We start from the raw sequence: 12,633 nt of genomic DNA on the forward strand, positions 1-12,633 counted from the left end.
CAACCAGTGTGAAAGTAGGTCATCGTCAGGCTTGTTACTCCCAAGAACCCTCGTTACGTAAGTAGCGAGGGTTTTTGCTTTGGGGCGGCAAAAACACGCACCCATCCCATCCGGCTGCATGCAATTCAACAGGCCCGCGCTGATTAGCATCGCCCTCCTGCTCTCAATAGGCTGACCTCAACTTGGGTTCAAGTGTCGCTTAAGTCTGTTGCCCACAGGATCGGCCCGGACAAAGCTCCCAGCCGATATACCCCCTTCAATTGGATATCTTGTCCACAGCCTGTCGCGCCCACAGACCGACGCATCGATTGCACGACATCAAGTTGAAAACTTAGTATTTGAGGAACAAGCAAGGCCCAAAGGAGCGTCCAGTACGGCCTCGATAATTCGTTAACTTAGTTTATGCACAGGGCAGCCTTCAAGTTTGTGCAGGACTTATCTTATCCACAGCGCCAAAACACTCCCTCGACGTCCATGGCTGATAGCTTGATCGAGCAACATCCGGCCGAGCTCCGCGTGACCTCACCCAGCCACCGAACCCTCTAAACCACAAGACAATAAAAAAGCCGGCAATGCCGGCTTTTTCAATGAAGCAGTCCTGATGCAGTATCAGAACTTGTAAGCGACACGTGCCACAGCGAAGTTCACGCCGCCGTTGGGCTGCTTGATGCCACCGTTGGAGAAGTGCTGCAGGCGGATGCCCAGGTCCAGGCCATTGCTGAACACATAGCCGGCACCGACGTGGTCGCCGAACTGGAAAGCGGTGGACAGCACCTTGTCGTTATTGCGATACAGCTTGGAGAACAGATGCACGCCGATACCTGCTTCGCCGTAGAAACCCTTGCCATCGTCACGCTGGAAGCGCAGCACCGGGGTCAGGCCCAGGTCGACCAGATTGCCGCTGTCGTTGGTGTTGTTGTAGTGGTTCATGCGCCAGTTGGCCAGCGACAGATCCCAGTAGCCACCGATATGGGTGCCGTTCGATTGCCAGAAATTCCAGTTCGGGCCCCAGTTGAACTGTGCGCCCAGGCGCACCAGTTGCGTGTTGTTGCCGGTACCGTATTCAACCGACACGCCGTCGATGGCGTAGCTCGGGGACTGGATGGCGAAAGCGGCGACGCCGGCAAATGCGATCTTGGCAACCAGGCTCTTCAGTTTAGTCATGGATATTCTTTCAGCGCGTAAATAGTTTTGAAGGATCTTTGCGAGGATTCAGCGCAGACCGTGCAGTCCGCGATAACGCGCTATTCTCTCATAATCATCACAAAAGCATACTCGCGTGTCTGTTTTTGGCGCCTCCACGCCACATCCGCGCGCGGCCTCAGGGGCGATAGCTGTATTCCAGTCGTCCCGGCACGGCCACCCGGATCGCCAGTACTTGGCCGGAGAAGGGGTATTGCGCCAACTCTGCCTCGCTACGCCCATTGCGCCCGGTGGTAATGAACAGCGTGCGCAGATCAGGGCCGCCCAGGGCCACCATGGTCGGGCAACGTGCGGGCAGGCGGATTTCCTGCAATATCTCGCCCTCCGGCGACAGCCTCAACACCCGTCCGCCTTCGAACATCGCGCACCAGTACGCTCCTTCGCTATCTACCGCAGCGCCATCCGGACGGCCGCCGTAATCGGGCGCAGTCTTGTCGCTGTCGAACTGGCGAAGCAGGCGGCAGTTGCTGGTCTGCCCGGTGGCCAGGTCGTAGTCGTAGACATTGATCCGATGCGCCGGCGTGTTGGAGTGATACATCAGGCGTTGGTCCGGACTGAAAGCCACGCCATTGGACGTCGTCACGGCATGATGGGCATCGCGCAGGGCGTTGCGTTCGAAACAGTAGAGCGTGCCAGCCTCGCGATCGCGGGGCTCGTAAATCGTCCCGCACCAGAAACGACCAGCTGCGTCACAGCGACCGTCGTTGAAGCGAATCCGACCGGTGTCATACGGGGCCGCCAGCATGGCCGACAAGGCGCCATTGCCGGTATTGAGATGAAACATGCCAGTACGCAGAGCCACCACCAGGCCGCCCTGGGCGTGCTTGACGATGCTCCCGGGTTCTTCCGGCATGTCCCAGCGCTGGTGTTGCTGGGTATCGAGCACCAGTCGGTGAACCGACTTGCCAGGGATATCGATCCAGTACAGCGCACCTTCCTCCGCATGCCACAAGGGCGACTCTCCCAGCAGCATGGGCTCGGGTGAAATCGCGGTAATGCTGTCGGCAGAGAAACTGAAGGGCAGTGGAGGCATGGGCGTACTGGTTCACAGGAATAAGGGAGGCCTCATTATGCCCCTGTGCTGCAGTTTGATAAACCTGATCAGCAAACCTCCTCTGTCACTCCCCCTGGAAAGCAGAACGGCATGCTTTACGCATGCCGCTATCCGTTCGCCGTCCGTTGCCCGCCAACGGCACCGAGAGCCTGAAGAACAGGTACTTCAGGCCCTCGGACTCATTTATCGCGAGTGAATCAGTTGGACCAGCCACCATCGATCATGTGGATCGAGCCGGTCGTGAAATTGGACTCATCCGAGGCCAGGTACAAGGCCAGCGCCGCCACTTCTTCCGCCTTGCCGATACGTCCCATGGGCTGACGTGCCACGAAGGCTGCGCGTACCTCGTCCTCGCTCTTGCCGGTCTCCTTGGCCTGCGTGCTGATACGCTGGTTCAGGGAGGGCGATTCGATGGTGCCCGGGCAGATCGCGTTGCAGCGCACGCCCTGCGCGACGAAGTCCGCTGCGACCGATTTCGTCAGACCGACGACCGCTGCCTTGGATGCACCATAGGCGAAGCGGTTGGCAACACCCTTCACGCTCGACGCCGCCGAGGCGATGTTGACGATCGAGCCTGCCTTCTTGGCCAGCATTCCCGGCAGCACCGCACGGATGGTGTGGAACATGGCCTTGGCATTGAGGTTGAAGGAAAAATCCCAGGCCTTGTCGTCGCATTCCAGGATATTGCCCGCTGCCACATAGCCGGCGCAGTTGAACAGTACGTCAATGGTGCCGACTTCGGCCACCAGTGCCTTGATGGCGGCATCATCGGTCACGTCCAGAATACGCGTCTCCACGCCGGCGATACCGTTGAGTGCATCGAGGTGCTGCTTGCTGATGTCGGTGGCAATCACGCGTGCACCCTCGCGGGCGAACAGCTCGGTGGAAGCGCGGCCGATGCCTTGCGCAGCGGCGGTGATGAGGACGGTCTTGCCGGCGAGGCGGCCAGTGGATGCGGACATGCTTGTTCCTTTGCGTTTAAATGAGTTTGCGATTGGCCAGGTTCTTGAACAGCGCCGTCAGGCCGAAGGTCCACGGTGCGGTCTGGTCGCTGAAGTTGACCGTGTTCACCAGCGCGCCCAACGTGGGGGTCGAGATCGTCACGATGTCGGCGACCTGGTGGGTAAAGCCCTGACCGGGACCGAATCGATCCTGGGTCGGCGCGAACATGGTCCCCAGGAACAGCACCAGGCCATCCGGATACTGGTGATTGGGGCCGATCGCATGTTCCACCAGCTGCAGCGGATCACGGCTGATCATGGACATCGAACTGCTACCCTTGAGCGTAAAGCCTTCGGTACCATCGACACGCATTGTAAGTTCGGCGCGACGCACATCGTCAATTGAAAAGTTTGCGTCGAACAGACGAATGAAAGGCCCCACCGCGCAGGACGCATTGTTGTCCTTGGCCTTGCCCAGCAGCAGGGCGCTGCGGCCTTCGAAATCGCGCAGGTTGACGTCGTTGCCCAGGGTCGCACCGACCACCTTGCCACGGCTGTTGATGGCCAGCACGATTTCCGGTTCCGGATTGTTCCAGGCCGATTTCGGGTGGATACCGACTTCGTCGCCCAGCCCCACCGACGACATCGGCTGGGCCTTGGTGAAGATCTCCGCATCCGGGCCGATGCCCACTTCCAGGTATTGCGACCACACGCCTTGCTCCAGCAGCACTTCCTTCAGGCGTGCTGCTTCGGGCGAGCCCGGTACGACGCTGGAGAGGTTGTCTCCGATCACCGCCGTGATGGCCTTGCGCACCGACTCTGCCTTGCCGGCGTCGCCGCGTGCCTGTTCCTCGATCACCCGCTCCAGCATGCTGGCCACGAAGGTCACGCCGCTGGCCTTGACGGCCTGCAGATCGATGGGCGCCAGCAACCACGGGCGCGAGGTATCGCGACGACCGGCATCGGCATTGTCCAGCAGTTCCTGCAAGCTGGCGATGCGGGTCATGTTGCTGGCGGCGCGCACGGCCGCAGCAGGATTGTCCAGCTCCAGCAGTTCGCTGGAGGTGGCCGCAATCAGGGTCAGGTCATAGGCGCCTTCGGCGTCGATCTTCACCAGCACCGGGCCTACGCCCGGTTGCCAGACGCGGCCGATCAGCGTGGCCTGGGCGTGGTCTTCAGGCAGGTGTGCCTGGAGCGAAAAGGTATGTGCCATGTTCTTGTTTCCTTATGTTGGAGGCTGGCCCGGACTACACGGGAAGCGGGTCTGCCGGGATGTCATGTACTGCAAGGGGGAGTAGACCAACCGCGCTCACTGCGTTCACCGCGGGCGAAGCATCCTCGCCATGAGCTGTCCCGGGGGGGAAAGGATGCTTGGCCTGCAGTCCGCCTCACCCTGTCCTGCTCGGGTGAGGCGGATAAGCCTAGTCCGGCCGGGGCCGGGCCAGGATGATCTGCATCAGGTATAGACGCCGATGTGCCAGGGCACGAACTCGTCCTGACCATAGCCATGCAGCTCGCTCTTGGTCTTCTTGCCGGACGCGGTATCGAGGATCATCTGGAAGAAGCGCTCCCCGATCTCCTGTGGCGTCACGTTGCCGTCGGCGATCTCGCCGCAGTTGATGTCCATGTCTTCTTCCTGGCGTTGCCACAGCGCCGTGTTGGTCGCCAGCTTCAGCGACGGCGAGGGTGCGCAGCCATAGGCCGAACCACGGCCGGTGGTGAAGCAGATCATGTTGGCACCGCCGGCGACCTGGCCGGTGGCCGAGATCGGGTCGTAGCCCGGGGTATCCATGAAGACGAAGCCCCTCGCCGTCACGGTCTCGGCGTACTTGTAGACATCCACCAGATTGGTGGTGCCACCCTTGGCCACCGCGCCCAGCGATTTTTCCAGGATGGTGGTCAAGCCGCCCGCCTTGTTGCCGGCCGAGGGATTATTGTTCATCTCGGCATCGTTCTTGGCGCAATATTCTTCCCACCAGGCGATGCGCGCCAGCAGCTTCTCGCCCACCTCGGAGGACACCGCGCGACGCGTGAGCAGGTGTTCGGCGCCATAGATTTCCGGTGTTTCCGAAAGGATGGCAGTACCGCCGTGTTTCACCAGCAGGTCAACCGCCGCGCCCAGCGCCGGATTGGCGGTGATGCCCGAGTAGCCATCCGAACCACCGCACTGCAGGCCCAGCGTCAGGTGCTTGGCCGGCACCGGCTCGCGCTTGATGTCATTGGCCTTGGGCAGCATCTTCTTGATCTTCTCGATCCCCAGCGCCACCGTCTTGGCGGTGCCGCCGGTGCCCTGGATGGTGAAGGTGTGGAAGTATTCCCCTTCCTTCAGGTTGTGGCTGTCCATCAGGCCGGAGATCTGGTTGGTCTCGCACCCCAGCCCCACCACCAGCACGGCGGCGAAGTTGGGATGGGTGGCGTAGCCCGCCAGGGTACGGCGCAGGATCTGCAGCGGTTCCCCTTGCGAATCCACCGCGCAGCCCAGGCCGTGCGTCAGGGCGACCACGCCGTCGATATTGGGATAGTCGGCCAGCACTTCAGGATGAATGTCACGGCGGAAGTAGTCGGCAATGGCGCGCGCGGCCGTGGCCGAGCAGTTCACCGAGGTCAGCACGCCGATGTAGTTGCGCGTGGCCACACGGCCGTCCGGGCGCACGATGCCCATGAAGGTGGCCGGCTGCGCCACGAAATCGACCGGCTTCACGTCTGCGCCGAAATGGTGTTCACGCGAGAACTCGGCCATGGCCAGGTTATGCGTGTGTACGTGCTGTCCCGGCGCGATGGCCTGGCTGGCCGTACCGATGATCTGGCCATAGCGTTTGACCGGCTCGCCTACGGCAATGGCGCGGGTGGCCATCTTGTGACCGGCGGGAATCAGACCCTGGACCTTGAGGCCGCCTTCTTCCTGCAACACGGTGCCGGAGATGAGCTGCTGGCGGGCAATGACGACATCATCGACGGGATTGAGTCGGATGACGGGAGAGGTAGCTTTCATGTTGATCTCGGTGAGAACGTGGATGCTGCGGGCTGGCCGCGGAAGCGGCGGGCGCATGCCCTGCTCCGGAGAACTGGGCATGCCGGAAATGCGGACTTACTTGGGCGCGAACTGTGCCAGGTCAGGCATGGGGCTGCCGACCCATTGCTGATAGATGGCGGGCAGCTTGCCGTTCTTCAGGTTGGCGGTGATCCATTCGTTGAGCCACTTTTCCAGTGCCGGCTCGCCCTTGCGCAGGCCGATGGCATAGGGGATGTCCTTGATGGCGAACTTGGTTTCCAGGTTCTTGGACGGATTCTGCTTGGCGATGGCCGAGGCCAGCGAGTTCGGCGTGCACAGGGCGTCGACCTGACCGGAGATGATGGCCGCGGTCACGGTGGCGTCGTCGTCAAAGCGCACGATGTTGGTTCCTTTGGGGGCGAGCGGGGTCAGCAGCGAATCCTGCATGTTGCCGCGTACCACGGCCACGCGCTTGCCGACCAGGTCGTTGAGGCTCTTGATGTTCTCACCCTTGGGCGCGGCCACCACGAACTGCGAGGCGCCGTACGGCTGGGTGAAGGCCACCACCTTCTGGCGTTCCGGCGTGATCGAGAAGGACGAGATCACCATGTCGGCCTTGCCGGTCATCAGGAAGGGGATGCGATTGGGGCCGGTGACCTGCACGATCTCCAGCTCCACGCCCATGTCCTTGGCCAGCAGGCGCGCGGTTTCCACGTCCGAGCCTTGCGGCTCCAGCTTGGCATTGGTCATCCCGAACGGCGGCGCGCCCAGGTCGATGGCGATCAGCACCTTCTTGCGTGCCTTGATATCGGCCAGCGCGTCGGCGTGGGCGGCCTGCGCGAAGCAGGCCAGACCCAGCACGACGGCGGCGGCCTTCTTGGTGAAATTGAGCAGATTCTTCATTGCGGTCTCCTGAGTGGTTTATTTGATACTGCCTGAGAAAAACAAATTCTGTGCGACAAAGTCTGTGCGCTCCGAAAACTCAGAGATCGCTGGACACGAACTTCTGCAACTCGGCCGTCTTCGGATTGCTGAACAGCTCATCCGGCGGGCCGACTTCCCACACCTGGCCCTGGTGCATGAAGACCAGCACGTCGGCCAGCTTGCGGGCAAAGGCCATCTCGTGCGTGACCAACACCATGGTCATGCCGCCACGGGCCAGGTCTTCCATCACCTTCAGCACTTCGGCCGTCAGTTCCGGGTCCAGCGCCGAGGTCACTTCATCGAAGAGCATCAGTTCCGGCGCCATCGCCAGCGAGCGTGCGATGGCCACGCGCTGCGCCTGGCCGCCGGAGAGCTGTTCGGGATAGGCTTCCTTCTTGTTTTCCAGTCCCACCAGCTGCAGCACCTTGTGGGCGATCTTCCTGGCTTCCTCGGTCGACATCTTCTTGATGGTGGTCAGCGCCAGCGTGATGTTGCGCTCCACCGTCAGATGCGGGAACAGGTTGTAGCTCTGGAAGACGATCCCGACCTGCTTGCGCAGTTCGCGCAGGTTGAGGCGGTCGGGATGATGGATGTCATGGCCACAGACATTGATGTCGCCGGCATCCACCTTTTCCAGTCCGTTCAGGCAGCGCAGCAGGGTACTCTTGCCCGATCCGCTCTTGCCGATGATGGCCACCATCTGTCCCTTTTGCACATCCAGCGAAACGCCGTTCAACACCTTGTTGGTACCGAAGCTCTTGTGCAGATCCTTGATCTTAACGATTGCTGACATTCAATTTCCTTTCAAAGTGCTTGGACAGCGCCGACAGCGGGAAGCACAGGCAAAAATAGATGAGCGCGACGCAGCCGAAGACGGTGAACGGCTGGAAGGTCGAGTTGTTGATGATCTGGCCGGCACGGGACAGATCGACGAAGCCGATCACCGAGGCCAGCGAGGTGTTCTTCACGATCTGCACCATGAATCCCACCGTGGGCGGCGTGGCGATCTTGATGGCCTGCGGCAGGATCACCTTGGTCAATTGCTCGTAGCGGTTGAAGCCCAGGCATTCCGAGGCTTCCCATTGGGTCTTGGGCACCGCCTGGATGCAGCCGCGCCAGATTTCGCCGAGGAAGGCCGCGCAGTAGATCGCAAAGGAGATGCCGGCTGCTACCAACGGCGTCAGCTTGAAGCCGGCGATGGCCAGTCCGAAATAGGCCACGAACAGGATCACCAGCAGCGGAATGCCTTGCACCACCTGGATATAGCCGCTGGCGATGTTGCGCAGCGGGCGGTTGGGCGAGACCCGCCACAGCGCGATCACGAACCCGGCCACACCGCCGAAGGCAAACGCCACCAGCGACAGCACCACGGTCCAGACGGCCGCCTGCAGCAGGTATTCGACGTGCAGGAAACTAAAGGAATTCATCGCCGCTCCTCACAGGTTGGTGCCAAGCTTGCGCTTGCGCACGAAGGCCAGCTGGCTGATCAGCCAGAAAGCGCCACGGAACAGGAAGGACAGCGCCAGGTAGGCCACTGCGATGACCGCATAGACCTCGAAGCTGCGGAAGGTCTCCGACTGCACCAGGTTGGCGGTCGCCGTCAGCTCTTCCGCCGAAATCTGCGAGGTGATGCTGGAGGCCAGCATCAGCAGGATGAACTGGCTGGTCAGCGAGGGATAGACACGCTCCACCGCCGGCAGCAACACCACATGCCAGTACACATGCAGACGCGACATGCCCAGGCATTCGGCCGCCTCGATCTGGCCGGGGTGGATGGAGTTGATGCCGGCGCGCATGATCTCGGTGGTGTAGGCACCGACGTTGACGGTGAGGGCGATCACGGCAGCGGTCTCGGCCGAGAGCTTCCAGCCGATGCTGGCCAGACCGAAGAACACCAGGAACACCTGCACCAGCAGCGGGGTGTTGCGGATGATCTCGACATAGGCATGGACCAGTCCACGCACCACGGCCAGACGGCTCTTGCCGGCGATCGCGCACAGCGTGCCGACCACGAATCCCAGCGCGATGGACAGCGCCGAGAGCTGTATCGTCAACCAGGCGCCCATGAGCAGGCGGTCCCAGTTGGCGAAGACGCTCATGAAATCGAAGGTGTAGTTCATTGACGCTCCGATATTCCTGGGCGGGGGATGGACATGGGCATGAGGGTGGTCTCCTTTGCAGTTTTCCTGGGGGCGGCCTCTTGTTGTGCGACTGTTGCCGCGGGCCTTGGCACGATTGCCGGGGTTGTCATGCGCCTTGCGGCGCGCCTGGGTAACGCGATCTGGACATGGCCGCTAGAGCGGCTTGACGCCTCCCGCGCGAAATACGGATGTCACGTGTGCAATACCGTTGACCAGCGGTGCGCCGAAGTCGGGAATGCTGATCTCGATGCTGTCACCATCTTCGGTACGCAGGCTGTAGGCGAAGGACAGGTTGGCCGCGCCCATGAAGTGCACGTGGACGTCACCCGCGTGCAGCAGGTGCGAATACTTGAAGTAGTGGTATTCCAGGTTCTCGATGCTGTGGCACATGTTGTCCTGGCCGGTCAGGAACTCCTGTTCCCAGATCACGCGGCCCTTGCGACGGATGCGGGTCATCCCCACCAGATGGGCCGGCGGCAGCCCCACCAGCAGCTCCGGTCCGAAGCTGCAGTGACGCAGCTTGGAATGCCCCTGGTAGAGGTAATTGCGACGCTCCATGACGTGGTCCGAAAACTCGTTGCCGATGGCAAAGCCCAGCCGGCGCGGGCAGCCCTGGTCATCGATCAGGTACAGGCCGACGATCTCCGGTTCCTCGCCGCCGTCGAGCGCGAAGTCCGGGCGCGGCAGCGGCTGGCCGGGCGCGACGACGCTGCTGCCGTCGCCCTTGTAGAACCACTCCGGCTGCACGCCCACTTCGCCCGGGGCGGGGCGGCCACCGGCGATGCCCCATTCGATCATCAGCTGGGTATCGGTCTTGTCGAGTTCATCACCTTCCAGGCGGCGATGCATCTTGTCGCGGGTGGTGGCGCTGCCCAGGTGGGTGGTGCCGGCACCGGACACGCGGCAATGCGCCGGATCGGGATGGTCCAGCGGTGCCAGGATGCGGGCTTCGGCCAGGATGGCGGCGTAGTCTTCGGACTGGTCGGTGTTGAGCAACTGGGCCTGGCGCTCCAGCCCGGTGCTGCGCTGCAGCGCCAGCAGGGCCAGTTCGCGCATGGTCGCCACCTGGTCCAGCGCCTGGATGTGGCTGCCGTTGACGATGCCGACGCGGCGCTCGTCCTTGCGGTCGCGGTATTGAATCAGCCTCACCGGGTCTCCTTGTCTGTCCGCAATGTCGGTTCTGGTCAGCCAGGCAGGCGCGGGGCGAGGACGATGAGCAATTGCAACTGCGATTGCATTCGCAGGCGGCAGGAATGCTGCGCGGCGTTTCATCGATCCTGCCAACGTCTCCTGAGCTTTTTTCACGCATCGCCTTGGCAGGCCGATAGATGCGCTAGCATTGTGGTTTTTTCCGGACCGACTATAAGAGGCGAGTACAACGATGTCCAATGAGCTTAATTCATCGGGTGATAACCAACTCGGAGATGGCGCCGGCGCGTTGCCTTCGGTGGGGTCCATCGTCAGCCGCCTGCGCTTTCGCCAGGTCGCGCTGCTGACGGCACTCGACGAGCAGGGCTCGCTGCACAAGGCGGCCGAGGTGATGCACATGACCCAGCCAGCCGCCACCAAGGCCCTGCATGAAATGGAGGACGCCCTGGGTGTGACCCTGTTCGACCGCTCGCCACGCGGCATCGAGGCCACCGAGCTGGGCCGTTGCGTGATCCGCTATGCGCGCCTGATCCAGAGCGACGTGGCCAATCTGCGCGAGGAATTGCAGAACATGATCAGCGGTCGCGGCGGCCGCCTGTCCATCGGCACCATCATGGGGGCCGCACCCTTCGTCACGCGTGCGCTCTCGCGCCTGCGCGAAATCCAGCCGGAAGTCTCCATCGAGATCAGCGAAGACACCAGCGCGCGCCAGTTGCTGTTGCTCGACCAGGGACGCATCGACCTGATGATCGGCCGTTCCTCGGTCAGTTCGCAACCCAATCTCTACAACTATGAAATGCTGCGCGGCGAGCCCATGTGCATCGTCTGCGGCATCGACCATCCATTGGCCACGGCCCAGAAGGTGCGCCTGCAGGAGCTGGCCGGCGCTTCCTGGATCCTGTATTCCAGCAACATGCCCATGCGTATCTGGATCGAGCACGAGTTCAAGCTGGAGGGGCTGAAGGTGCCGGGCAACGTGATCGAGACCGCCTCGCCCTTCGTGACCATCACGCTGCTGGCGCAATCGAACATGGTGGCAGTGATGCCACTGGATATCGCCCACTTCTTCGCGGCGCGGCAGATGCTGGGCATCCTGCCGGTGAACCTGAAGACGCGCATCGAGCACTACGGCATCGTCACCCGCAAGAACACCACCCTGTCGTCGCTGGCCAAGATGTTCATCCAGATCCTGCGCCAGCAAAACTGAGTGATAGATGGCGAGCCCAGCGGGCAGGACGGATGGGATGCGCCGCCACTCACCATTGAGGTTTTTTTACCCGCTAGGGTTTTTCCGGATGTCGTGCGGCCACGTTTTCCTGTTAGCCTTCGTCTGCGGTCGGGGTGACCGCATTCCCTTCTTCTCCGGTCGGCCTTCATGAATTTGCGTCTCACGCGTGCGCGCACGCGACTTGCTGCACAGCTTCCCGTTTCCTTCCAGGCTACTGCCGCGCGCAGCGTGCTGGCATCGCTCTGTCTTGGCGCCGCCTGGCTGCTGGCCGGATGTGCCGGCCAGCCGCCAGCCGCCCCTGATGCCGCCGCCAAGCAGGCCAGGCTGGACCAGGCGCTGGCGCTGTTCTCCGCCAATCCGCCCAAGGGGCTACCTGCTGGCTGGGAACCGCTGGTCTTCACCCGCAAGAAGATTCCCACCGAATACCGTCTGGTCGATGACAATGGCCGCAGCGTGCTGCATGCCTTTGCCGACCGTGCCTCGTCCGGTCTGCGTCATCCGGTCGACATCGACATCAACAAGAAGCCCTGGCTGTCCTGGAGCTGGAAGGCCAGTGGCCTGATCCCCACGGCCGATCTCACGCATCGCGAGACCGATGATTCGCCGGTGCGCATCGTGCTGGCCTTCGATGGCGACCATGACAAGCTTTCCTTGATGGATACCATCCTCTTCGATACCGCCAAGCTGCTGACCGGGCATGAGCTGCCCTATGCCACGCTGATGTATGTCTGGGATAGCAAGGTGCAGGTGGGGCAGGTGATCGCCAATGGTCGTACCGGCCGCATCCAGATGCTGGTCGCCGAGAGCGGTCCGGAGCACGTGGGCCAGTGGCGCAAGTACCAGCGCAATGTCGCCGAGGACTATGAACGCATCTTCGGTGAAAAGCCGGGGCGCCTGATCGGCGTGGGGGTGTTGACCGATACCGACAATACCGGCCAGAAGATGGAAGCGTGGTACGGCGATATCCGCCTCATGCGCGAGGCGGAAACGCTGCCCTGAAA

The 12,633-nt window shown here is 62.0% G+C and carries 12 protein-coding genes; 2 read left to right on the top strand and 10 right to left on the bottom strand.

Annotated elements, in window-relative coordinates; genetic code table 11:
• Positions 1 to 609 precede the first annotated feature (609 nt).
• The 10 genes from HBH1_RS06785 to araD1 all read right to left on the bottom strand — a co-directional run bounded on the left by HBH1_RS06785 (position 610) and on the right by araD1 (position 10,404).
• Entirely contained in the window at positions 610 to 1,164 is a 555-nt protein-coding gene (locus HBH1_RS06785; protein ID WP_006461930.1) for an acyloxyacyl hydrolase, read from the bottom strand.
• A 157-nt stretch (positions 1,165 to 1,321) separates the two neighbouring features.
• Positions 1,322 to 2,236 (bottom strand): SMP-30/gluconolactonase/LRE family protein, encoded by a 915-nt coding sequence (locus tag HBH1_RS06790; protein WP_102662117.1) that lies wholly within the window; start codon positions 2,234 to 2,236, stop codon positions 1,322 to 1,324.
• A 218-nt stretch (positions 2,237 to 2,454) separates the two neighbouring features.
• Positions 2,455 to 3,219: an SDR family oxidoreductase gene (locus HBH1_RS06795; protein ID WP_006461932.1), complete on the bottom strand. Its 765-nt coding sequence runs from the start codon at positions 3,217 to 3,219 to the stop codon at positions 2,455 to 2,457.
• Positions 3,220 to 3,235: 16 nt separating this feature from the next.
• A complete protein-coding gene (locus tag HBH1_RS06800; RefSeq protein WP_102662118.1) occupies positions 3,236 to 4,411 on the bottom strand; it encodes a fumarylacetoacetate hydrolase family protein in 1,176 nt (391 codons plus the stop codon).
• Positions 4,412 to 4,654: 243 nt separating this feature from the next.
• Positions 4,655 to 6,190, bottom strand: coding sequence for a UxaA family hydrolase (locus tag HBH1_RS06805; RefSeq protein ID WP_102662334.1), 1,536 nt, complete (start codon positions 6,188 to 6,190; stop codon positions 4,655 to 4,657).
• Positions 6,191 to 6,286: 96 nt separating this feature from the next.
• Complete coding sequence (locus HBH1_RS06810) at positions 6,287 to 7,093, bottom strand: transporter substrate-binding domain-containing protein (protein ID WP_006461935.1); 807 nt, start codon at positions 7,091 to 7,093, stop codon at positions 6,287 to 6,289.
• A gap of 79 nt (positions 7,094 to 7,172) precedes the next feature.
• Entirely contained in the window at positions 7,173 to 7,907 is a 735-nt protein-coding gene (locus HBH1_RS06815) for an amino acid ABC transporter ATP-binding protein (RefSeq protein ID WP_006461936.1), read from the bottom strand.
• Entirely contained in the window at positions 7,891 to 8,541 is a 651-nt protein-coding gene (locus HBH1_RS06820; RefSeq protein WP_102662119.1) for an amino acid ABC transporter permease, read from the bottom strand. The genes HBH1_RS06815 and HBH1_RS06820 overlap by 17 nt, the downstream gene beginning before the upstream one ends.
• 9 nt (positions 8,542 to 8,550) lie before the next feature.
• Positions 8,551 to 9,234 (bottom strand): amino acid ABC transporter permease, encoded by a 684-nt coding sequence (locus tag HBH1_RS06825; RefSeq protein ID WP_102662120.1) that lies wholly within the window; start codon positions 9,232 to 9,234, stop codon positions 8,551 to 8,553.
• Between the two features lie 174 nt (positions 9,235 to 9,408).
• Entirely contained in the window at positions 9,409 to 10,404 is a 996-nt protein-coding gene (araD1, locus tag HBH1_RS06830; protein WP_102662121.1) for an AraD1 family protein, read from the bottom strand.
• 232 nt (positions 10,405 to 10,636) lie between these two features.
• On the opposite strand from araD1, the gene HBH1_RS06835 reads away from it, so the two are divergent.
• Both HBH1_RS06835 and HBH1_RS06840 read left to right on the top strand, forming a co-directional pair.
• Positions 10,637 to 11,611, top strand: coding sequence for a LysR family transcriptional regulator (locus HBH1_RS06835; RefSeq protein WP_006461940.1), 975 nt, complete (start codon positions 10,637 to 10,639; stop codon positions 11,609 to 11,611).
• 249 nt (positions 11,612 to 11,860) lie between these two features.
• On the top strand, positions 11,861 to 12,631 hold the full coding sequence (locus HBH1_RS06840; protein WP_102662122.1) for a DUF3047 domain-containing protein: 771 nt from the start codon (positions 11,861 to 11,863) through the stop codon (positions 12,629 to 12,631).
• Positions 12,632 to 12,633: the final 2 nt, after the last annotated feature.

It is taken from the genome of Herbaspirillum sp. BH-1, from assembly GCF_002870055.1.
Classification (GTDB): Bacteria; Pseudomonadota; Gammaproteobacteria; order Burkholderiales; family Burkholderiaceae_D; genus Herbaspirillum; species Herbaspirillum frisingense.